Below are 23,265 nucleotides of genomic sequence, written 5' to 3' on the forward strand. Positions count from 1 at the left end.
ACGGGGGCGGCGATAGATAAAGGCTGGGTAATCATTCCAGTGTTCTGGCTAATGCCGTCCATCGCCGGACGGTGCTTGGGTAAAAGCCTTATCGAGCAACTGTTCGAATTGGTCGGCCGGGACCGGTTTGGAAATTAAATAGCCTTGTCCGTAATCGCAGCCCATTCGGTTTAATAGATCGTATTGTTCCTGGGTCTCTATACCTTCGGCGACGACCTTAATGCCCAATTTGTGCGCCATTACCACGATGGCTTCGCACAAGGCCATGTCGCTGGAGCCGGCCACCAGACTCCGGACAAACGCCTGGTCTATCTTGATGTAATCGATGTCGAATTTTTTCAAATAGGCCAGAGACGAATACCCGGTGCCGAAATCGTCCAAAGCCACCTGCATCCCGCCATCGCGAAACGCCGACAGTTGCTCGCGCGTGCTGTTGCTGGCATCCAATATCAAGCCCTCGGTTATTTCAACGATCACGCTCTGGCCCGGCAAATCCAGCTCTTGCAATAAGGCAAGCCATTGGTTGGCTTCCATGGCTTGCCGGCGGAACTGCACGGGCGATTTGTTGACGCTGATCTGGAAATCCGGATTATAGGTTTGCCGCCACTGCTTAGCCTGGTGCGCGGCAGTGTCAAAAACCCAATCGCCAATATCGACGATAACCCCTGTATCTTCGGCAACCGGAATAAATTCGGCCGGGCTGACCATGCCCAGCGTCGGATGCAGCCAACGCAGCAGGGCTTCGGCTTTGGCTATGCTGCCGCTGGCAAACTCGATAATCGGTTGGTAATGCAGTAAAAACTGCTGACGGGCCAGCGCGCCGTGCAAATCGTTGGCCAGCCGCATGCGCAGTTGGGCGTTCTGCTGCATCAAGGCAGTGAAATATTGATAGCGGTCGCGGCCCTGATTTTTGGCAGCGTACATTGCCTGATCGGCATTTTTTAATAAGGAATCGGTGTCCAGCGCATCGTCCGGATACAGGGCAATGCCTATACTCCCTGAAATATAGGCCGTCTCATTGCCCAAACGAAACGGTTCCGCTAAAGCCTGCAAGATGTTCCGGGCGATCCGGTTGACGCCATCCACTTGATCCAACTCGCCGAGAATCACGGTAAATTCATCGCCGCCCAGTCTGGCAATGCTGTCGCAATCGCGCACGCAGCCGCTGATGCGCCGCGCGGCTTCCTTCAACAAGATGTCTCCCATGAAGTGGCCCATGCTGTCATTGACATCCTTGAAGCGGTCCAAGTCCAGAAACATCAATGCCACATGCCGACCATGCCGAAAAGCCTTTTTGATTTCCTGATTAAGCCGATCTAAAAACATATTGCGATTCGGCAAACCGGTCAGCGGATCGAAATTGGCTTGCCGCCAAATCAATTCCTCGGATTTTTTGCGTTCGGTAATATCCGCGATCAAGGCCACCCGCCTGTGCACGCCGCCGTTCTCGTTCAGAATGGAGTTGATGGTGACCCACTGAATGCAATCCTCGCCGTTCTTGCGGCGGCCGCTGATTTCGCCGGCCCACTGGCCGTGGGTATTGATCACTCGCAAGACGGTTTTATAGAAAGCCTGATCATGCGGCTCTGTGGTGGTACCGACAAAGGCCCGGCCTATCACTTCGTCCGCCGAATAACCGGTTACCGTGGTAAATGCCGGATTAACCGTGATGATGGTGCCCGTGGCATCGGTAACCATCATTGCTTCGCTACTGTTCAAATACACCAGGGCCGCCAGCTGCATTTCCTCTTCGGCGCTTTTCCGCGCGGTGATGTCCTCATACACGCCCAGCACGCCGATGATCTGTTGCTGTAAATTACGTAAAGGCACTCTTGAGGTCCTTAAATGCATGGTTTTACCTGCCGGCCCCATTAGCGTTTCTTCGTAATTCAATTTTGCCGTATTGCTCTCGATGACCTGCTTATCGTCTGCTCGATATAAGTGCGCTAAATCCCGCCAAACCAATTGCTCATCGGATTTACCGATCAATTCGGCCGGATTCTCTAGCCCGGCATCTTGACTGAAGGCTAAGTTGGCGCCCAGATACCGGTAATTCAGGTCTTTCCAGAATACGCGGCTGGGGATGGTGTTGATGACGGTTTGCAGCATGTTTACCGAATCGGCCAGTTTGTGCATCGCTTCCAACCGTTCGGAAATATCGCGCAAAATCAGTAATTGATTGCCGGCCAAGCTATCGCCCAATAAGACGATGTCGACCAACACCATCCGGCTCCTGCCATCCTTGCAACAGACTTTCAATTCCGCGGTTTGGCCGGACTCGGTAGCAGACTGGGGAACACGCTGATAAGTATGCCAATTAGCGATGACCTGTTGCCGATATTCAGCGTTGGGATGGGCATGCCACCACCATTCCGCCAAGGTCGGAATATCGCTTAGCGTATAACCGAAGGTTTTTACGAAAGCCGAGTTCAAATAACTGATATTGCCCTGGCTATCATGCAAAGCATAGGCAATCGGCGACTCTTCGATAATGGCGTGAAATTTGGCTTCGCTAACAGACAGTGCCTGATGCGCTTGATAGAGCCGCTGGTAAGGCAGTTGGATGCTGTTGAGGAAAACCGAACGGTAAATCAGGCCATAGGCGACCAACTTATAGGCATGCCCGAGCAAAATATACAAATCGCTGACGCTGGCATAAAAGGTCGCGAACAACTCGCTCATGGCCATGATCGCAGCAGCCGCCGCCAAACCGGCCGGATCGTAGGTATGTTGGCGGCGGGTTTGGCGTAAATAGCCGATGGCGCTGACAGCATAGACGCCGGCCAATACATATTCGCAGGTCTTTTTAAAAGAGGTTAAACCATCAACTGCATCAAAGGTGCGCGGCAACCAATCTTGATGGAAAAACACCAGCCAGCAACTGAGGCCAATATAGAGCAGCACAACGCTCAGCATCAACGCCCGCGACACCGGGGTTATCGGCCGGTTTGGCAGCAACCATCCCATCACCAGACCTATCGCTGCAAACCCGCGGGCCATTAGCCAAAAAGCGATGGCTTTTTCCGGATCGCTTTCGGTGATAAAGGCCGGCATGCCGCTGAAAGACAGGGTATGCATTAAATCGAGGACCGCCACCCCCAAGAAGCAGCAGGCCAGCATCAGGAATCCGGCGGAATTCTCCTTTTGATAAACGCTCCAACCCACCGCGAAAACCAATGCGGAAATCACGATGGAAAAACCTTCCATCAAGGTATGCACGCCCAAGGATTGGCTGACAAAGGGCCGTAAGTAGTCTGCCAGCGGAAAATACCAGCTAAGCAACTGCGCAAGTAAAAGTAGTAGCACCGTCCAAAGCAGAGGCCTGGCCTGGTTTTGTTCGCTATATTGCTCCACAGTGATCCCTTGCTGTTTACCGGTCTGCCGACATTATGTAGATTTAAGTCTGTTGGCGGCTAGTGTTATTGTTATGTTTTGTCGATGGTGCTATGGGTACTGTCAATGCATCAGCGGGCTCATTCAGTACGCTAAAGCTCGCCAATGTTGCCTAATTATGTCGATTTGCCCGACGTCCAGTTGCGCAGTGCGGGAATGTTCCCGGCATAAGGCGCCGCGAAAGCCCAAATAATCCGGACCTAACTGCACTAAACCCGCTACATCGTCGACGCGCAAGGAACCGGCCAAGCCACTCAGCAAACCCAGGCCGGCGACCCTATCGACAAAACTCTGCAATTCGTCGAGCGTCATCAGCCGCGTCAATGAACCGAGTTGTTTATTGGCGGTATCCAGCATCACCCCGCGAAAACCGGCCTGGGCTAAAGCATCAATCATCGCAAAATCCGGGCGGGTATCGGCAAACAATACCGCGACCAAGGCCACGCCCCGCGCAGCAATCGCCTGTAAACCCTCGACGCACGCCAGCCAGTCGCCGCCCGGAAAAAACCCGATTTTCACATAATTGACGCCGGTAGCCGCCATGGCTTGCACGGCCGGCAGGACCAGTTCGGGCTGCATCGGTAAATCGCCGATAGTGGCACTAACACAGCTGCCCGGTTGCAAGCGGCGGACAATCTCGGCAACCTCGGCCACATCCAGAGCACCCAAGGCGCCGCGAGCGGGTTGTTTTAAATCGATAATATCGACGGCGGCGGCTTCGACCAACAGCGCTTCCGCCAAACTATTCACGCTTGCCAACATCGCGGTCATACTTGCACTCCCCGGCGATGTTGTTCAATCGCCGCCATCAGCCAATCCCAGGCCTGACGCTCCCGCTCACCGGCGGTTTTATCCAGGCCGATGCGCAAATAATCCAGTTCGGCTTGAATTTTCTCCCCAGGCAATCTATCCAGCCGGCTGATCAAAATCGCCGCTTCCAGCACTGAATATTGCGCCCGATTAAAGCCTTGAAACGGCTTATGGTTGACCGTGTGCACGGCCCGGCAAAACAATTTCGGCCGGGTGTCGTCGTCTTCGATTCGCACCAATTGCAGTTCGGTATGCGCCAAAGTATCGGCTAAATAATACCCCGCGACTTGTTGGGCGGGCAATAAGGGCCAGTCCCTACGCCCGGTCAGACAGCCGGCAAAAATCCGCACATCGTCGCAATAATTGATGACGGCGGTTTCGGTTGCCAGCAGATTATCCAGCGTAGTCGAGGGCCGAAACGGCAAGATAATGTAGTGATCTTGTTCAACATGCACTCCCATCGGCGCGATGTGCGTATCGCCCTGCAGATTGATGGTAGTGACGAGGGTTTCTTGAATCATGGTGGTTTAGGTCTATCCTGAAGCGTGAAATGTTGCCGGTTTACCGGCAAACCAACGCGCAATTTTAATCTCGCCGGCTACCCTTGGGGATTTTTTTTCCAGCCGGCGCCTGCAGGATGCAATTCCGTTCAACATTAACCAGGCCACACGCTTATGCACGCCATAGATATTGCCGACTTATCGATTTTGCTGATTGAACCTTCGACCACACAATTAAAAGTCATCATGCAGCATTTACGTGACGAAGGCATAGCCAAAATCGAAGGCGTTTCCAACGCGGCGGCGGCGCTGGAAAGCTTGCATAATCACCGCCCGGATTTAATTATCAGCAGCCTGTATCTGCCGGATATGATGGCCACCGAACTGGTCGAGCATCTGCGCAATGAAGAAGCCCTGAGCCATATCCCCTTCATGCTGATTTCCAGCGAATCCAGCTTTGCGGTACTAGACACCATCCGCCAAGCCGGCGTGGTAGCGATTTTGCCCAAGCCGTTTGCGCACGACGATTTAAAAAACGCCTTGCGGGCGACCATCGAGTTTATCGATCCGCAAGAAATCAGCCTGGAACATTACGACATCGAAAACGTGCGGGTGTTGGTGGTGGACGACAGTCCGCTAGCGCGCAAACACATCAGCCGCGTGTTGAACAATATGGGCATCGTCAAGATTACCCAGGCCCAGGACGGTAAGGAAGGCGTCGATGTATTCGCTCGCGACCAAAACGCTTTCGACCTGATCGTCACCGATTACAATATGCCTATCATGGACGGCCAACAATTGATCAAAACCATCCGCCAGGATTTGGGCAATTCCATCGTACCGATCTTGATGGTGACCAGCGAAGAAAACGAAACCCGCCTCAGTAATGTGCACAAAGCCGGCGTCTCGGCGATTTGCGATAAACCCTTCGACCCGCAAACTGTGAAGGAAATGCTGTTTCGGGTGCTGGAGCCGGATTGAAGCTGCAATTACCGGCTTGCTTAAGCTTTATCTTGTTTAACCGTTCCACCCGCTAATAATTGACAGCCCCCTTCCTGTCATCACTCGTCCTTTACCTGCGCGTCTAGCATCCGGTTTGCTCCGGGCAAACGCTTGCCCAGCCTAAGTTTGAACATATAAAACCCGCCCAACCGCTCAAAGCCGCTAGCGTGCAGGCGGCAGTTTTTATAGCTGCCGGATAGTTGCGCTAATCCCACCATGCGCACTATACTGCCTATAAAAGCAGTAACTATAAAAACAGCATGAAACCACTCACCGACCGCCAACAAGACATCCTGACCTTCATCGAGCGCAGCCTGTTACAGGATGGCTTTCCGCCGACCATCGCCGAAATCGCCGATGCTTTTGGCGTGCGCTCCACCAACAGTATCCGTGGCCATTTGCAGGCTTTGGCGCGCAAAGGCGCCATCGAACTCGTGCCAGCCGCATCGCGCGGCATCCGCTTGCTGAAACCGACATCCAATCCCGAGCAAGGCCTACCCCTGGTTGGTCGAGTAGCGGCCGGACAACCGATACTGGCCGAAGAACATATCGAGCGTTATTGCCGCCTGGGGCCAAAGCTGTTTGATCACCGCGCCGATTATTTGCTGCGGGTGCAAGGCATGAGCATGCGCGATGCCGGCATTCTGGATGGTGATTTATTGGCCGTGCAACGCACACCGGAAGCGCGCAACGGCCAGATCGTTGTGGCACGGATTCACGATGAAGCCACGGTAAAACGGCTACGCCTGGAAGGTGCTAAAGCGTTTCTGGAGCCGGCCAATCCGGATTTTTCCATCATTGCAGTCGATTTGCAGCGCGAGCTATTGGTAATAGAAGGCGTGGTGGTCGGCGTGATTCGTAGCGGGCTATGAATGCAACTCCCCTGGATCAGCTGTTACGCACCCAGACCGGGATTTGGCGCGGATTGCATTCGGAAAATCAAAACTGGCGAACAATTGCCAGCGGTTTTGCCGAGTTGGATGCCTTGCTGCCCGGTGGCGGCTGGCCGCTGGGCGGCGTACTGGAAATTCTATCGCCCTGCTTGGGCATCGGCGAATTAAGCCTGTTGCTGCCGGCCATGACCTCCCTATCTCAAAGCAAGCGCTGGATAGCCTGGATCGCACCGCCGCAGCAAGTCTATGCACCCGCCTTACGACAGGCAGGCATCGATGCAAGCTATGTTCTGGTAGTGGATTGCCGGCAAGAGGCGGACATTCCCTGGAGTCTGGAAAAACTGCTGCGTAGCGGCCGCTGCGGCATGGCCTTGGCCTGGCCACGCCGGCTCAGCGATCATCAAATCCGCCGCTTGCAGCTGGCCGCGGAAGCCGGCTCTGCCTTGGCGGTGCTATTTCCCAAACGCCCTAGCGGCAGTGGTTACACGGCATTGCGCCTGGAGATCAAACCGGTAAACCCAGGCCTAGCACTGCACATTTTAAAGGCGCGCGGTAGCTTGCAACGTGCGTCTTTGACCTTGCCGCTGTAAGACCGCCATGGCTGCCACCGCCAGTGCGCTATCGCCAACGCCGCCAGAGCGAATCGGCACACTCGTAAAGCCCAATCCGACCAACAGCCAACTTTGGCTATGCGCCTATTTTCCTGACTTGGCTTTGACTGCACTACATCTGGATTTAAATCAGGCCGTCGCCAGTGCTATGCCCTACAAAGGCCAGACTCGCCTGCATACGGTCTCGGCGCCGGCCCGGCAAGCCGGCGTCGAGTCAGGCATGACACCCGCCGCCGCTTTAGCCCTGTGTCCCGGCCTAAGCATTCGTAACCGCGACCCGTTCGCCGAACGCCTAGCATTACAACAACTTGCCGAAATTGCGCTGGATTTCAGTCCCTGGGTCAGCCTGGATCAGGCGGATTGCCTGCTTTTGGAAATTCGTTCCTGCCTGACGTTATTCGGCGGCGTGGAAAGCTTAAGAGACAAGCTAAAAACGGCATGGCAAAGCAGCGGACATCGGCCGTCGATTGCCATCAGCCCCGCGCCTACAGCCAGCGTATTGCTAACCAAACTTGGTCAGGAAAAAATCGTCATCGACAGCCAGGCCTTGCGGTCGACACTGGGCCCGTTGCCCATCGCCGCGCTGGCACTGGACGATAAACTCTTACACCGGCTAATGCGCACCGGCATTCGCCAACTCACCGACCTGTGGCGCTTACCGCGCGACGGCCTGGCGAAACGTTATGGTGCCGGTTTATTGCAACAACTGGACAGACTTGCCGGCCGGCAAACTCAAGTTTTACAGGCTTTCCACAGGCCGCATCGCTTCCAGGCCAGCCGTGAGATGCCCATCGAGCTGGAACGTATCGAACATTTCTTCCCGGCCATCGAACAACTGGCCGACGAGTTTGCCGCGTTTCTAAAAACCCGCGATGCCACAACCTTAGGCATCACGCTGGAACTACTGCATCACGGCCGCCCGGCCACTTGCTTGGCATTGGATTTTCGCGCCGGTAACCGCGATCCTAAACACTGGTGCGGCTTACTGTCCGAAAAACTGGAGCGCTCGCCGTTGCCGGCCCCGGTGCTGGCTATCACCCTGCTCAGCACCGCCATAGTCCCATTTCAGCCGGAACGCTTCAGCCTGTTCGACGACCACGAGAAACCGGATAGTGACACCGAATGGCAAGCCGTTTTGGATCAGTTGCAAGCCAGGCTGGGGCATCAAGCCTTAAAGTTTCCCGGCGCGCAAGCCGACCATCGCCCGGAACGCGCCATGACCGCTGCACCAAACCAACTAACCGCCAATCCCGATTTAGCGCCCAGGCCTTTGTGGCTGCTAACTAATCCCGAACCGGTGCGGCTAAGCTGCCTTAGCCTGCTATCGTCGGCGGAACGCATCGAGTCCGGCTGGTGGGACGACCAGCCGATCCGCCGTGACTATCACAGCGCCCAAGATCAACGCGGCCGAAAACTGTGGGTGTATCGCGACTTAAACGCCAAACAACAATGGTTTGTGCATGGCTTGTTCGGATGAGGCCAGCGCGCCGGACAGTGGTTTTGCCGAACTGCATTGTCTGTCCAACTTCAGCTTTCTGCGCGGCGCCTCGCATCCGGAAGAACTAGTCGAGGAAGCTGCCCGCCTGGGTTACCAGGCACTGGCACTGACCGACGAATGCTCGCTGGCCGGCGTGGTAAGAGCGCATCTGGCCGCTAAGAAACACCATATCAAACTGATCATCGGCAGTGAGTTTGTCTTGGAAGGCGGTCTGAAACTGGTCTTGCTGGCAACCGATAGAAGCAGCTACGGCAACCTGTCTGCGTTGATTACCCTCGCCCGCCGCCAAGCTGAAAAAGGCAGCTACCGGCTAACCCGATCCGATCTGGCCGCCCACTGTCCGCAAGGCTGTCTGGCCATCTGGCTAACCAACGACTGTTACCGGGAAGAAGATGGCTATTGGTTGAAACAACTATTTGCCGGCGATTTATGGCTGGGGATAGGCCTGTTTCTATCCGGCCGCGACGAAGACTATTGCCAACAGGCCCAAGCTACCGCCCGGCAATTAGACATCCCGATAGTCGCTTGCAACGATGTGCATATGCACCGGCGCTCGCGCCAAGCCTTGCAAGATACGCTTACCGCGATCCGCCTTGGCCAGCCCCTATCGCGACTGAGCTACGCATTGTTTGCCAACGGCGAACGGCATCTACGGCCCCTGCCCCGGCTGGCCGAGCTGTATCCGTCTGAATGGCTGCAACAAACCCTGATTATCGCCGAGCGCTGCCAATTTTCACTGGATGAATTGCGCTACGAGTACCCGCAAGAACTGGTGCCAAATGGGCATACGCCCACTTCCTGGCTACGACATTTGACCGAAACCGGCATCCGCAAACGTTGGCCGCATGGCGAGCCGGCAAAAGTTCGTCAACAAATCGAACACGAGCTGGCGCTGATCGCCGACTTGGCTTACGAACCGTATTTTTTGACTGTACACGACATCGTCAGATACGCGCGGGAGCAAGGCATCCTCTGCCAAGGCCGCGGCTCGGCGGCCAATTCGGCAGTGTGCTATTGCCTGGGGATTACCGAAGTCGACCCGAGCCGAATGAATCTGCTGTTCGAGCGTTTTCTGTCTCGTGAGCGTAACGAACCGCCGGACATCGACGTCGATTTCGAGCACGAACGCCGCGAGCAAGTCATTCAATATATCTATCAAAAATACGGCCGGCATCGCGCCGCGCTGGCCGCTACGGTGATTACCTACCGCAGCCGCAGCGCGGTGCGCGACGTCGGCAAAGCCCTGGGCTTGAACCTGGCGCAAGTCGAACGCCTGGCCGACAGCGTGGATCGTTGGGATGGCTATCAGCTAATGCCGGAATCACTGAAAGAATGCGGCTTCGACCCGGAAAGCCCCACCGTACAACGCTTGGCCGTGCTGTTTCAGGCAATCAAGGGCTTTCCGCGCCATCTTTCCCAACACGTCGGCGGCTTCGTCATCGCCCGCGATGAATTATCCCGATTAGTGCCGGTGGAAAATGCCGCAATGGCCGACCGCACCGTGATTCAATGGGAAAAAGACGATCTGGAAGCGATGGGCTTATTAAAGGTCGATATACTGGCACTGGGTATGCTCAGTGCGATTCGCAAAGCCCTGGAATATCTTGATCAATATACCGGTCAGACCTGGACCCTGGCCGACATTCCGGCCGAAGACCCGGCGGTTTACGCGATGCTGCAACAGGCTGACAGCATCGGCGTGTTCCAAGTCGAATCGCGGGCGCAAATGACCATGCTGCCGCGTCTGAAGCCGGCCAATTATTACGATCTGGTCATCGAAATCGCCATCGTCCGCCCCGGGCCTATCCAGGGAGAAATGGTGCATCCTTATCTGGCCCGGCGCAAAGGCTTGGAGCCCGTGGAGTACCCCAGCCCGGAAGTCCAAGCCGTGCTGGAACGTACACTGGGCATTCCGATTTTTCAGGAACAAGTCATGCAACTGGCGATGGTCGCGGCCGGTTTTACCGCCGACGAAGCCGATCAATTGCGCCGAGCCATGGCGGCCTGGAAACGCAAGGGCGGCCTGGAACCGTTCGAGCGCAAACTGCTGGACGGCATGCAGGCGCGCGGCTACAGCACCGAGTTTGCCCAACGGATTTTTCAACAAATCAAGGGCTTTGGCGATTATGGTTTTCCGGAATCGCATTCCGCCAGCTTTGCCTTGCTGGCTTATGTGTCGGCCTGGTTGAAGCGCCATCATCCGGCGGCGTTTTGCTGCGCCTTGCTGAACAGCCAACCGATGGGCTTTTACGGCCCGTCGCAACTGGTGCAGGATGCACGGCGGCATGGCGTGGAGGTACGGCCGGTGGACGTACAGACCAGTCTCAGCGAATGCTCGTTGGAGTTTCCCGCCAACGCCGCACCGGCCTTACGCTTGGGTTTTAATCAAGTTAAAGGTTTATCAGCACTAGCGGCGGCCAAGATTGTCCAAGCCCGCAGAGCTAAACCGTTTACCAGCGTCACCGATCTGGCCGAGCGCGCCGGACTGGATCGGCAAGATTTGGAACACCTGGCGGCAGCAGATGCGTTAAAAACCCTGGCCGGCAACCGGCATCGGGCCTTCTGGGCGGCTGGTGGTGTGGAAGCTGCGACGCCGGTATTTGGGGTCGCAGAGATTGCCGAAGCCACGCCGCTATTAAAAGCCCCCAAGCCCGGACAGGAGGTATTGGCCGATTATGCCAGCACCCGGCTCAGCCTGCGCGAACACCCGCTGAGCCTGCTGCGCGAACGCTTGCGCCGCCGCGGCGTCACCACCGCCGCATCCTTATGGCAACGCCGTAACGGCAGCATCGTCCAAGTCGCGGGCCTGGTGATCTGCCGGCAACGGCCGATGACGGCATCCGGCGTGACCTTTGTAACGCTGGAAGACGAAACCGGCCAGGTCAACCTGGTGGTCTGGCCCGCCACTGCCCTGGCCCAACGTAAACCCTTGCTGAAAGCTCGCCTGTTGTCGGTGACCGGCACGATTCAACAGGAAGACGGTGTGCTGCACTTGGTAGCCGGCAAGCTGGAAGACTGGAGCAGCTGGATCGGCGATTTGGAAACTAAATCCCGGGATTTTCATTGAAATGTTAACGCCACCAAGCCTCTCACCCCGTCGCCTGGCTCAGGGCTGGTCTTCAAGTTCAAGCTGTTTGGCTATTTGTGCTTCGAAAGCGGCAAAACGTTTATCCAACGCCCACCGCGCCTCAGCCTTTTCCTGGTCATGCAAAAAAGCGTAATCGATACTGTTGTAAACCACAGCCTTCAATTCGTCGTAAGACGGTTTGTAGCGACTGGTAAATAACAGATATTCGTTGCTTAAATTGTTGCGCGACACGCCGGCGTCATCGGTGGAAATCACATAAGGCACGTGATAGCGCCGGTATAACTGCAAGGGATGGGTCTCGTATTCCACTCCCAAAATAAACGCATTGCTGGTTAGATTGATCTCGACCGCCACGTCGCCGGTTTTCATCTGCTCCAGCAATTGATAGGCATCGGTTTCATGCACGATGTCTATCCCGTGCCCAATACGCCGCGCTCCGGCGGTATTTAGCGCTTCTTGGATATGGCTTTTCAAGCCTTCCGGCGGCACCATGCCCAACACCAACTCACCGGCATGCAGGGACAATTTTGTTTCGGGAAAATGCTGCCGCAAAAACCTTAGCATTTTCATGTGCAGACTATAGTCGCGCATCGCGATATAACCGTTTTCCGGTCCCACCAAATTAACGCCCACAATCAAGGCCGATTGCTGCGCGGCGGCAAACGCAGCGTACAAACCGGAAAACACCTTGGCTGGCTCGCTGTTGCGCGACACATAGGTCTGAAAGCGCAGTATAAAACTTCCATCGTTGATGCCGGTCGCCGCTTGTTCATGGGAGCGGGCGTACTCCTCGACGGCGGCCTTGGCTGCCGGATCGCTTGCCAGAAAATCGAAATAAGCCTGAAAAGCCGCCTCCATTTCCAGATCGGTGCTGTCGGCATTTAAGGCGTTGAGTGTCTTTGCCAGCGCCGGGTTATCGATGGCCGGCGCGCTTTTCAGCATAGTCTCCAAATACAGCACGTTTTCGGCTATGGCCCGCTGTTTAAGCGCCTGCAAACCTGCTTGATAGGAATAGTCGGATACCGATCCGAAGAAACCGAAGGTATCGAAAAACTGTTGGTCCGGCGGGGATTGTTCGTGAAAGTGGTTGGCAAAATCTTTATCTGACCAACGCTTCAGCAGATCGCGGTAGACGGTTGAATATTTTTTCTTGGTCCGCAGTTCACCCGCGCCAACACAAGTGCCTGACTTCCAATGCTTGACAACCTCGTATTTAGCCACCGGCTCCGGACCGGCTTTGGTGCCGCCTTGGCAGGCGTTGTCCAGGCAAATGCAAAAATGGCTTTTATCCACCCAATCCAGATAAGTCTCCGCGTACAGCGCACCCGAATAGTGGTGATGCAGATCGCCACCCTTGGGCAATTGATTGGTAAACAGCGTCAATTCGGCGATGCTGGGCATCGTGCCGGAAATGAGTTCGTGATAGTAACTTTGCGTTGCCAGATAATTCGAATCCGGCACGGATTGGACTACCAGGCTTTCGCCGGGAGCCTCCGCCAAATCGGCATGATTGACGCACCCGGAAACCAGGAAAACAGCCGCCAGAAAGGTAAATCTTAGGGTTGAGCTCATCCGCCAAATTGCCATTTTTCTATCCGCCCCGGTATAAAAACCTGCTCGAATTGGAACACAAATCGAAAGTTGGCCCATGGTAAGCCATCCTGATTTCCAAAGGCTAGCCAATTGTTTCAAATGGTGTTTTACCGAACCGGACAAAGCGGGGGCATTTTTCGATCAGGTACTTACAGGGACAACGTTTATGCTTAGCTGCTAAGCATAAACTAATCTTTAATTTCATAACCTTAGCAAATCCGACAACCGGTGACACAAGTTTGTTAGACTGCACACTCAATCAACCAATCCCCGCGCGGGAGGACTGTGCCATGACCAAAGATGAACTGCTAGCGAAAATTAATACTTCGATTGACGAACAGCAAGTGAAATTGGAAGCGCTAAAGCAAAAAGCTCTAGACGAATCCCACGAGGCGCTGGATGATGTTCGCGCGGCCATCGCCGAGCTAGAGCCGAAATTGGACCAAGCCAAGGCTAAAGCCGAAGAAATCGCTGCCGTCGCCGACGAAACCTGGGACGAAGTAAAAGAGAGTTTTGAAAGTAGCTGGAAAGAATCCGCCGCAAAACTGGAAGAAGGCTGGCACAGTTTCACGGACAAGCTGAAATCCTTCTTGTCTTGATCCGCGCCGAACGCACTATCCAAAAATGCCGTTCTTCTTTAGGTTAGAGACCTTTAATCTGGGTTTCCGCTATCGCTCCTACCCAGCCTACGCAATATAAATTTGCGGACGATTTTGTCCCGTATGCCGCGCCGAGTACCGGAGCTTTTGATAGGAATAGCCCGAAGGGGTGCGGCATGGATGCCGCACGTTGCCGAAGGGGCAGGAAGCCCCTTTCGGCAACCCCTAGCTAAAGCGAGGAACGCAGGGGAGAAGCGGCATCCGGGCCGCCTTTTCTTTGGATACTTTCTTTTGGCGGAGCAAAAGAAAGTATCTCGCCCGCCGGGGCGAGAACCGGTATTCAATTAAGTTTCGCGACAGCGAATCATTGGTTATGCAAACCGAAATTCCGCGTTGACTTAAAAAGCATGCCTACACTACGTAATCAAGCCTCCACCTTAGTTAGGTGAATTTCTCCAAATACAATGCAATTGCTTACAGAACCATAGCCAGAGTATTTTCCCTCCATAGCTCGAGGATCAGCGGCTAACTCCAAAGTAATTGAACCAAACTGTATAGTGCTGGCGTCTGCATTCTTATAATCCAATTTTAAGAATCGGTCATATAAAAAGCCACCAGTCATCGTCAAGGTAATTAACCTCTCTCGACCCTCAACAACCCGATTGATCTGCGCTTCACCAATTACTTCTTTGTTTCTGACATCAAACCTCAACTCAATATTTGAAGTAAGGTTAGGTTGAACAATCTCCCCTCTACAGCGTCCAACAACAGCAATTCGTCTGTCATGGTTAATTGGCTGAAGATATCTGATCTCATAATGTTTTGTAGCTATGAAAACTATTATTGGACCGAATATTGCGAATACGCCGCTTATATAAGCAGCAATAACAGAAGCATCCATAATTACTCTTGATTAATCTATAGAAAAATTTCTCGTGTCGAGATCAAGGATCGAAGTTTAAATATCAATTATAAATAAAAAAACCAGACTACAGTCCCACAAACTCCATCAATCCCTGCAATTCCTTAGGCTCAAGCTCATAAAACGAATGCGCCCTGACCCGTTCCGGCAAACCAACATCGCCGTAACGGACCCGAATCAAGCGGCTGACTTTAACCCCCTGCGATTCCCATAAACGCCGTACCAAACGATTCCGCCCCTGTTTCACCGTGGCGTAAAACCATTTGTTGGCGCCTTCGCCGGCGTAAAAGCTGACGTCTTCGAAATGTGCAGGGCCGTCTTCCAGTTCCACACCTTGTTTCAAGCGCGCCAGCATGGCATCGTCGACTTCGCCTAAGATTCGAACCGCGTACTCCCGTTCGACTTCGCGCGACGGGTGCATCAAGCGGTTGGCCAACTCGCCGTTGTTTGTCACTAAAATCAAGCCGGAGGTGTTGATGTCCAGCCGGCCGACCGCGATCCAACGGCCGACTTGCAGGCGCGGCAGTTGGGTAAAGATTACCGGCCGGCCTTCGGGGTCGCGGCGGGTGACCAATTCGCCGACCGGCTTGTGGTACACCAATACCCGAGTCGGTTGCTCGGCGTATTTTTCCCATTTGACGACCCGACCGTTGATTTGCAGATGGTCGTCCGGCTTTAAGTGGTAGCCGGGCTGTACCGGATTGCCGTTGACGGTGAGCTTGCCCTCTTCTATCCAGCGCTCGATTTCCCGGCGCGAACCGACACCAGCCCGCGCCAGCAGTTTCTGGATGCGCTCGCCGCCGGCCGGTGCAGCTTTAGTGGAGGGTGAGCTTTTCGGTGCCGAGGCTGGCTTCGGCTTGTGGGTCGAACTCGGTTTCCGCGGTTGCGGTTTCTGGGTCCGTTTGTCCTGCGGAGCTGACGGGTTGTTGGATCTCGGCGGTTTGCGGTCTTTCACTGTGGTCCTGCTCGGGTTGCGGTTGCGGCGAATTGCCGAAATCGAAATTGACGATTTCTTCCAGCGTCGGTAATTCGCTCAATGAGGTTAAATTGAAATAATCCAGAAATTGCTTGGTGGTGCCGAACAAGGCCGGCCGGCCCGGTACTTCCTTATGGGCGATGACGCGAATCCATTCGCGCTCCAACAGGGTTTGAATGATGGAACTGCTGACGCTGACACCGCGAATATCCTCGATTTCACCGCGCGTCACCGGCTGGCGATAGGCGATGATAGCCAATGTTTCTAAAAGTGCCCGCGAATATCGCGCGGGTTTTTCCTCGAACAAGCGGGTGACATACGGCGACAAGCCTTCGCGCACCTGAAACCGATAGCCGCTGGCCAATTGCCGCAGGCCGATGGGGCGGTCAGCGTAGTCGCGGGCGATTTCATCCAGGGCCATTTGTACCGACAAGGTATCGGGTTGCTCCAATTCCGGAAAGGTTTCCTGAATCTGCCTGATCGTCATCGGCCGATTGGCGGCGAACAAAATGGCTTCCACGATGCGCTTGGTGTTCATGTCGCACTCTTTAATGATGTCGGGCTGTAGTCGGTGGCGTTCGACCACAATGGGTTCGTAGGTGCTGGCGCGAATAATCTCGGCCCAACGCTGCGGTAAACGGGTTGCGCGCCTAGACTCGCTAACGGCCGCAGCCTCCGGCACGGGTGCTTGCCAACTACTCCGCCAACCCGGCAACAAGCGCACCGCGTGCCTACGGGAAATTGGCAAAACCACGGGTTTACTTGGTTCTTGGCTTTGAACAACCACAACGCGCGGCTCGCTAGTCCAGATAGCCGGAAACCGAACGGCCCTCCGTTTGACCGGCACGAATATCGTAACCGGCTCGGGTTTGATGCGCGGCTTGCGGGGCGTTCTGGGTTTGGCTGTGGGAATAACATCATCAACGACGGTTTCGGCTAGCAGTGAGTCAGTCGCCGGCGCCGCTATCGAGGCGGATTCTGACCTGAATGCCGGCGTAGGGTTCGGATTGGAAGATGTCGATGATGCGTTCCTTGGAGAGTTCAAGGATGGCAAGAAACGCGACAACCACTCCGTTTTTTCCTTCACTTCGGGTAAAACACGCTGCGAAAGGGAGCTGATTTGCTCCGTTAAGTTTTTCCAAAATGGCTGCCATTCGTTCACGGACTGATAGGGGTTCTTTGGTTATTTGATGATGGGTAAGCCTCTCGGCGCGCTTCAGTATGTCCTGGAAGGCCAGCAGCAGTTCCTTGAGTTGCACATCCGGCAAAATTTGCTGTACATCCACGGTTGAAGTGTCGACGCCGAATTCAAAGGTATCGCGCTCGTTTCTGGGCAGCAGATCGATCTCTTCGGCCACTTTTTTGATCGCTTCGTATTCCTGCAATTTGCGAATCAAAAATGCTCTGGGGTCCTCTTCTTCCTCTTCGCTTTCCGGCTGCCTGGGCAGCAGCATCCGCGATTTGATCTCCGCCAGCAGCGCGGCCATCACCAGATATTCGGCGGCCAGCTCCAGACGCAAATTTTCCATCATATCGATGTAGGCGATATATTGCCGGGTGATCTGCGCGATGGGGATGTCGAGAATATCCAGATTCTGCCGACGAATCAAATACAACAGCAAATCCAGCGGCCCTTCGAACGCATCCAGAAACACTTCCAACGCATCCGGCGGGATGTAAAGGTCTTCCGGTAAATCCTGATAAGGCTGACCTTGCACCAGCGCCAGAGGCGGCAGCGCGGCTTCAACCGGTAATGCGACGTCGTTCAAAACTACATGCCCGCCAAACTAAAAAATAATTGTTGGGCGTAGTACATCGGATAAGCCAGCAAATATTGCAACACGTCGGTAGCGAGTAATATCAACAAAAAAATAAAACCAAACCGTTCCAAACGATTGTATTGCCAAGCCCAGTAATCCGATAGCACTCCAGACAAAATCCGGCTGCCGTCCAAGGGCGGTATCGGCAGAAGATTAATCAAAGCCAAAACCAAATTGATGCTGATGCCTGCTACGCCGCTGTATATCAGCGGAAAAGAGATGTATTCGATTTCCAACATCACGCCGATTCTAGACAGCAAAGCCCAGGCCGCCGCCATTAATAGATTGGACAGGGGGCCGGCTACCGCCACAATCGCCATGGCTTGGCGCGGTTTTTTAAACGCGCGGGGATCGACCGGCACCGGCTTGGCCCACCCGAACACAAAACCGGTAAAGGTCAGCAACAATAAACCGGGAATAATCAGGGTGCCCAGCACATCAATATGTTTGAGAGGATTCAGCGTTAAACGGCCTTGGTCGGCAGCGGTGTTGTCGCCTAACTTCTTGGCCACCCAGCCGTGCGCCACCTCGTGACCGGTGATCGCGAAAATCACCGGCAAAATCCACACCACGATCCTTTGTATCAGGGTTAATTCGTCCATCATGGCTTTTACTCCAACATCGGCGCAATACCGATACCTTGCCGAACAATGTCAATCGACTTGTCGCCGCAAGCAATGACGGTAGTGGGTTGATATTCGATCACGCCCACATCTATGACCAGGGCCAACTCTTTTTCCAGCCGCTTGCGGATTTCGTAAGGATCGGCCAAAGGCTCCTCATCGCCGGGCATCATCAACGTGGAGGTCAATAATGGTTCGCCAAGCTGCTCGACCAAGGCTTGAGCTACCGGATGGTCGGTGATTCTGACGCCTATGGTTTTCTTTTTGGGGTGCTGCAACCGGCGCGGCACTTCGCGTGTGGCATCCAGTAAAAACGTAAACGGACCGGGCGTCAGTTTTTTGATCAAGCGGTGGGCTTCATTGCCCATTTTGGTGAAGGTGGAAACCTGTGACAGGTCGGTACACAACAGTGTGAAGTTATGATTATCGTCCAGCCGGCGGAGGCTGCGAATTTGATCCATGGCTGCCTTATCGCCGATCTGGCAACCCAGCGCGTAGGATGCGTCAGTGGGATAGGCGATGACTCCGCCGTTGCGCAATATATTGACTGCTTGTTGAATCAAGCGCGGCTGCGGGTTCTTCGGGTGAATTTCGAAATATTGCGCCATGGGCTAAAACTATCGGCTTAGGTAAAGGGCCATTGTACCCCAGAAGGTATTTAAAAATGTGGCGCGGCCGTTTTAGCGGCCGCTGGAAATCAGAAACCAGCTTATCTTTCCGATTGTTTTTTGGCGACTTTATCGCGCAGATAAACCGGCATGGCTTGCTCGACAGGCACCGCCAAACCGTTGGCAAAACCGTAAGCGCCCAATTGCGCGATACAGCCGGCGCGCGGCCAGACTTCCACCTCGACGCCCAGCACACGCTCGGCTAAACGCTGGCCCAACTGCTCCGCATAAACGCCCCAGCCTGAACCGACACCAAAGCCGGCCAGATCGGGAAAGATCACTTCTCCGGCAGGCGTCACGGCTTCCGCACCGATCAAATCCGCCAGGCCCAATTCATTGCGTTGATACACGCCCCAAAAAATCTCGTCCATCCTGGCGTCCATTGCGGTAAAACTCAGCTGGGCATCGGACCGCCGGTTAAAAAAATCTTGGGCGATGGCCGCCAAGGTCGAAACCGGCACCACCGGCAAGTCGGCACCATAAGCAATGCCTTGCACCACGCCGCCGGCAATTCTGACACCGGTAAACGAACCGGGCCCGCGACTCAAACCGATAGCGTCCAGTTGTTGCGGTTTGAGTTGGGCATCGGCCATCAACTCATCGATCATCGGCAAGATTAGTTTGGTGTGCTCGCGCGGCGCTATCGCAAATTTTTCGCTAATCTCACCATCGATAAACAAAGCCGCCGAACAGGCGTCGGTGGAGGTTTCTACTGCCAATAATTTCAAATCTGTACCTCTGTCAACAAGATGCCGGAAACGCTAACGCTTATTCCGGCCTACGCAATGTTCAATGTGATTCATCCAACGCAAAAAACTGCCGCACGTCGGCTATCTCACGGCTGCGCTTCATCGCCGGCACGCTATCTAAAAACATTTGGCCGTAGGAGCGCTTCAATAATCTGGGGTCGCAAACCATCAATACGCCGCGGTCGTTGACGTCGCGAATCAAGCGGCCCACGCCCTGGCGCAACATGATGATGGCGCTAGGCAGTTGATGCTCGAAAAACGGGTTGCGGCCCTGCTTTTCCATCGCGCTCATCCGCGCTTTCAATACCGGATCGCCGGGCGAAGCGAACGGCAGTTTGTCGATAATCACGCAAGATAAAGCATCGCCGCGCACGTCCACGCCTTCCCAGAAACTGGCAGTTGCTAACAATACCGCGTTACCCAGTTCCTTGAACTGATCCAGCAATACGCCTTTAGACTTTGTCCCTTGTACCAGGATGGGATGGTCGAGCTTGCCTTCCAACAATTGCGCGGCGCGTTGCAAGGCGCGGTGGCTGGTAAACAGGAAAAACGCCCGGCCCCGGCTGGCTTCTAACACCGGTAAGGCAAACTCGACAATTTTGTCGGTAAAGTCCGGATCGCTGGGCTGCGGCAAACCTTTGGGGTGATAAAACAAGGCCTGATTCGGGTAATCGAACGGACTTTCCCAGCTCTGGCTGAGCGCACCGCTCAAGCCCAGATTCTTGGAAAAATGCACGAAGTTATTGGCCACGCTCAGGGTCGCGGAGGTAAAAATCCACGTAGCTTTGTGCCGGGCCATGAAACCACGAAATTCCTTGGCGATATCCAGCGGCGTGCGGCTGAGCGTGAACGACTTACTGTAGGTTTCGTACCATTTGATCCACTGGCCGTCCTTGTCGTTGATCAGCGTTTCCAGTTGCGCGTCCAGCGCTTCGGCCCTATCGAAGCAGGATTCCAAACCTTTGCTGCGCACCGAGGCGCGTTCCAATTGATCGGTTAGCCGGGCCAATTGCTTTTGCAAGGATTCCAACGCGCCGGCGATTTTGGGGTTGGTTTCGATGTCCTGCCAGTCACCGCGGCGCAGTTCCAGACCAAACGCCAAGCGCAAATCCTTGACTTCGTGTTGTAGGTCCTCGCAGGCGGTGCGCAGGTCCGGCATGTCCTTGGCGTCGGTGAAGTATTCGGCCAAGCTGTCATCGGCCAAATCGACCAGTTGTTTGCCGCTGATGGTCACGCCCAAAAAATTGGAGGCGGTGTCGGCCAGTTGATGGGCTTCGTCGATAACGACGACTTCGGCATCCGGCAGCAATTCACCGAAGCCTGTTTCACGGATCGACCAATCTGCGCAGAGCAGATGATGATTGACCACCACGATCTCGGCTTCCTGCGCCTGTTTGCGGGCTTTGGTTAAAAAGCAATCGGCATAATCCGGGCAGTTCTGCCCCAGGCAATTGTCGGTGGTGGAGGTGGCGTGAAACCAGACCGGATCGCCGTCATGCACGTCAGCCACTTCCGAGACATCGCCGGCCTTGGTGCGTTTCGACCAAGCCTTGATCTGCGCCAGTGCCGCCGCGTCTTCCTGGCTGTAACCGAACGCGGAATTCAAGGCCTGTTCCAGCCGATAAGTGCATAAATAATTGGCGCGGCCTTTCAGCAAACTGGCTTTGAACGGCCTTCTGCTCAAGGCTTTGCGTATCACCGGCAAATCCTTGTTGAACAATTGATCTTGCAGATTTTTGGTGCCGGTGGAAACGATGACTTTCTTGCCGGACAGAATGGCGGGAATCAGATAGGCAAAGGTTTTGCCGGTGCCGGTGCCGGCCTCGGCAATCAGGTTTTGCTGGGACTCGATGGCGTAGGCGATTTTTTCGGCCATCTCGATCTGCGCGGCGCGCGGCGAATAACCGCTGATAACCTCGGCTAAGGCGCCGCCGTCGCCAAAAACATCGGCCAATTTGCTGGCGGCGCCGGCAAGCGCCGTCTTGGAACTGTCAACCACTAGCGACCGAAAAAGCTGTCCGCCTTGGCTTTAGCTTCTCTGGCCCCTTGGGCATTTTGCTGCATTTGCCGGGCTTCGGCGATCAACAACCAGCTTTTGCGCTTCAGATCCAGATCACCACCCGCCAACAGAGCGGCCTTGCCGGCCAATTCTTCGGCAAGTTGCGGTTTATTTTGCTTGATTCTGAGCTGCGCCAGCTTGTAAGTCAGCGTGGGGTTGCGTGAATCGATGCGTAGCGCCCGTTCCATCACGACCACTGCAGCATCCAGGTCGCCACTATTACGGCTGCGGTCTGACTCGCTAATTAAAGCCACCACCGCCGGCGGCGTGCCGCTGGGGATGCGCGCGTCTTCTATAACAAACCTTGGTGCCGGCGCAGTTGCTGTAGCCACCGCCGCCGGAGCGGGTGCAGTCAGAGCCGGACTGGCTGGCGCAGGCGGCGGAATATCGGCCGGCGGCATCAACGGCTCGGCGCGAAAGGCCGGCAGATTCGGTTCATCTTTAAAGTTATTGCTGACACTTTCGATAGGATAGGTGGCGGTATCGGGACTAGACACCGGTTTTTTAGACGTAGTTGCGGGAGCTTTGTTTGCCGCTGATTTTTTAGCCGGGGCTTTTTTGGCCGGTACGCTGCCGGCCACCGGTGGTTCTGAGCCAGGATTACTACACGCCGTTAATATCAGTAACAGAGGGCACAAAATTAACAGAGATTTTTTTTTCATTTACGATTTGAGTAGCCAAGTAAAATTAAAACAGTTCGATTTCATCGTCGTCGCTTTGCCGATTTGCTTGTTGAAACAAGGCTAGCGCTTCATCGACGCTTTTGCCCTGATGGATAGCATCAAACATCACTTTTTCAGATTCCATAGTGTACTGGTTGCGAATGCTTTCCTGAAACTTATACCATTCGGCAGGATTATATAACCTCTGCGGCGTATCGATGATGACCGACAAACCTTTTAGATTGTTGGACACGTGTTGCAAGCATTGCTGCAGGCGATCATAAAACTGGAACGCCACAATCGCCGAATAGATTTTATCCTGGGTCGCCTCGCAATGCGCCAGAGCCTGGTCGCGGCTCTCGCTCTGCTGAAAACTACTCAGTAACTGATGAATATTTTTCATATCTTCAACCATACCGGTAAACGAGTCGGCCAAGGCTGAGACCGACTCGTCGCCGGCTTTCATGCTGCCCTCAACCTGAGCAACCGAAACGGTCAACAGCTTGATGGTTTCCCTAATCTGGCTCCAACCCAAGTCTGGCTGGCTTGATGGTGAAAGTGTCATAAATAACTATCCTAAAAATACCGATACAAATTAAGTTGTCGCGACATATGCGCCCTATTGTAACCGACTATACAAAAGCAATGACGACGGCTTAAGTATAGAGAAACTGGAGATTAGTCGATTATTGGCACCGGTATTTTTAAAAAACCCGGAATTGACGGTGAAATCGCACTACTCTTTTGCATAGGGTAGCAACGCTTATCGGGCACAGGGCAAGCGATAGCTCGGTTGACG

Annotated in this window: 20 protein-coding genes; 6 read left to right on the top strand and 14 right to left on the bottom strand. The window is 54.5% G+C overall.

Features of this window, described 5'->3' with window-relative positions:
• Positions 1-48: 48 nt before the first annotated feature.
• The 3 genes from ACR02O_RS17675 to ACR02O_RS17685 all read right to left on the bottom strand — a co-directional run bounded on the left by ACR02O_RS17675 (position 49) and on the right by ACR02O_RS17685 (position 4,724).
• Positions 49-3,354, bottom strand: coding sequence for a bifunctional diguanylate cyclase/phosphodiesterase (locus tag ACR02O_RS17675; protein WP_101051624.1), 3,306 nt, complete (start codon positions 3,352-3,354; stop codon positions 49-51).
• A gap of 123 nt (positions 3,355-3,477) precedes the next feature.
• Positions 3,478-4,164 carry a (5-formylfuran-3-yl)methyl phosphate synthase gene (locus ACR02O_RS17680; protein ID WP_101051623.1) on the bottom strand — a complete coding sequence of 229 codons (687 nt, stop codon included), beginning with the start codon at positions 4,162-4,164 and terminating at the stop codon, positions 3,478-3,480.
• Positions 4,161-4,724 (bottom strand): DUF447 domain-containing protein, encoded by a 564-nt coding sequence (locus ACR02O_RS17685; protein WP_033157449.1) that lies wholly within the window; start codon positions 4,722-4,724, stop codon positions 4,161-4,163. The genes ACR02O_RS17680 and ACR02O_RS17685 overlap by 4 nt, the downstream gene beginning before the upstream one ends.
• 153 nt (positions 4,725-4,877) lie before the next feature.
• Here ACR02O_RS17685 and ACR02O_RS17690 point away from each other — a divergent pair, with 153 nt between their 5' ends.
• The 5 genes from ACR02O_RS17690 (at position 4,878) to ACR02O_RS17710 (ending at position 11,774) form a co-directional block, all read left to right on the top strand.
• On the top strand, positions 4,878-5,684 hold the full coding sequence (locus ACR02O_RS17690; RefSeq protein WP_033157448.1) for a response regulator: 807 nt from the start codon (positions 4,878-4,880) through the stop codon (positions 5,682-5,684).
• A 281-nt stretch (positions 5,685-5,965) separates the two neighbouring features.
• The gene (gene lexA, locus ACR02O_RS17695) at positions 5,966-6,577 is read left to right on the top strand and encodes a transcriptional repressor LexA (protein ID WP_458139398.1); all 612 of its coding nucleotides are present in this window, start codon (positions 5,966-5,968) and stop codon (positions 6,575-6,577) included.
• Complete coding sequence (gene imuA, locus ACR02O_RS17700; RefSeq protein WP_458139397.1) at positions 6,574-7,188, top strand: translesion DNA synthesis-associated protein ImuA; 615 nt, start codon at positions 6,574-6,576, stop codon at positions 7,186-7,188. Before lexA ends, imuA begins: the two co-directional genes overlap by 4 nt.
• Before the next feature lie 7 nt (positions 7,189-7,195).
• Positions 7,196-8,686, top strand: coding sequence for a Y-family DNA polymerase (locus ACR02O_RS17705; RefSeq protein WP_458139396.1), 1,491 nt, complete (start codon positions 7,196-7,198; stop codon positions 8,684-8,686).
• Entirely contained in the window at positions 8,670-11,774 is a 3,105-nt protein-coding gene (locus tag ACR02O_RS17710; RefSeq protein WP_458139395.1) for an error-prone DNA polymerase, read from the top strand. The genes ACR02O_RS17705 and ACR02O_RS17710 overlap by 17 nt, the downstream gene beginning before the upstream one ends.
• A 39-nt stretch (positions 11,775-11,813) precedes the next feature.
• Here the strand turns inward: ACR02O_RS17710 and ACR02O_RS17715 are convergent, their stop codons facing one another.
• Complete coding sequence (locus ACR02O_RS17715) at positions 11,814-13,367, bottom strand: hypothetical protein (protein ID WP_458139394.1); 1,554 nt, start codon at positions 13,365-13,367, stop codon at positions 11,814-11,816.
• Positions 13,368-13,678: 311 nt separating this feature from the next.
• Between ACR02O_RS17715 and ACR02O_RS17720 the strand changes: the two genes are divergently transcribed.
• A complete protein-coding gene (locus tag ACR02O_RS17720; protein ID WP_458139393.1) occupies positions 13,679-13,987 on the top strand; it encodes a sll1863 family stress response protein in 309 nt (102 codons plus the stop codon).
• A gap of 424 nt (positions 13,988-14,411) precedes the next feature.
• Here ACR02O_RS17720 and ACR02O_RS17725 read toward each other — a convergent pair whose 3' ends face one another.
• From ACR02O_RS17725 to ACR02O_RS17770, 10 genes are all read right to left on the bottom strand, one after another.
• Positions 14,412-14,888, bottom strand: a complete 477-nt coding sequence (locus tag ACR02O_RS17725) for a hypothetical protein (protein ID WP_458139392.1) — start codon at positions 14,886-14,888, stop codon at positions 14,412-14,414.
• Between the two features lie 88 nt (positions 14,889-14,976).
• The gene (rluB, locus tag ACR02O_RS17730) at positions 14,977-15,699 is read right to left on the bottom strand and encodes a 23S rRNA pseudouridine(2605) synthase RluB (protein ID WP_082769390.1); all 723 of its coding nucleotides are present in this window, start codon (positions 15,697-15,699) and stop codon (positions 14,977-14,979) included.
• Positions 15,700-15,724: 25 nt separating this feature from the next.
• Positions 15,725-16,609 carry an SMC-Scp complex subunit ScpB gene (gene scpB / locus ACR02O_RS17735; protein ID WP_458139391.1) on the bottom strand — a complete coding sequence of 295 codons (885 nt, stop codon included), beginning with the start codon at positions 16,607-16,609 and terminating at the stop codon, positions 15,725-15,727.
• A 223-nt stretch (positions 16,610-16,832) separates the two neighbouring features.
• Positions 16,833-17,654 (bottom strand): segregation and condensation protein A, encoded by an 822-nt coding sequence (locus ACR02O_RS17740; RefSeq protein ID WP_033157441.1) that lies wholly within the window; start codon positions 17,652-17,654, stop codon positions 16,833-16,835.
• Positions 17,655-17,656: 2 nt separating this feature from the next.
• Positions 17,657-18,310 (bottom strand): site-2 protease family protein, encoded by a 654-nt coding sequence (locus ACR02O_RS17745; protein ID WP_033157440.1) that lies wholly within the window; start codon positions 18,308-18,310, stop codon positions 17,657-17,659.
• A gap of 5 nt (positions 18,311-18,315) precedes the next feature.
• Entirely contained in the window at positions 18,316-18,936 is a 621-nt protein-coding gene (locus ACR02O_RS17750; protein ID WP_101051618.1) for an L-threonylcarbamoyladenylate synthase, read from the bottom strand.
• Between the two features lie 101 nt (positions 18,937-19,037).
• Positions 19,038-19,724: a tRNA (adenosine(37)-N6)-threonylcarbamoyltransferase complex dimerization subunit type 1 TsaB gene (gene tsaB, locus ACR02O_RS17755; protein WP_494522107.1), complete on the bottom strand. Its 687-nt coding sequence runs from the start codon at positions 19,722-19,724 to the stop codon at positions 19,038-19,040.
• Between the two features lie 61 nt (positions 19,725-19,785).
• Positions 19,786-21,744, bottom strand: coding sequence for a DNA repair helicase YoaA (yoaA, locus tag ACR02O_RS17760; protein ID WP_494522108.1), 1,959 nt, complete (start codon positions 21,742-21,744; stop codon positions 19,786-19,788).
• Positions 21,744-22,466 (bottom strand): tetratricopeptide repeat protein, encoded by a 723-nt coding sequence (locus ACR02O_RS17765; protein ID WP_494522109.1) that lies wholly within the window; start codon positions 22,464-22,466, stop codon positions 21,744-21,746. The genes yoaA and ACR02O_RS17765 overlap by 1 nt, the downstream gene beginning before the upstream one ends.
• Positions 22,467-22,491: 25 nt before the next feature.
• Complete coding sequence (locus ACR02O_RS17770) at positions 22,492-23,031, bottom strand: hypothetical protein (protein ID WP_171694768.1); 540 nt, start codon at positions 23,029-23,031, stop codon at positions 22,492-22,494.
• Between the last annotated feature and the right edge of the window lie 234 nt (positions 23,032-23,265).

Source organism: Methylomonas sp. PHL2-19, assembly GCF_059331595.1.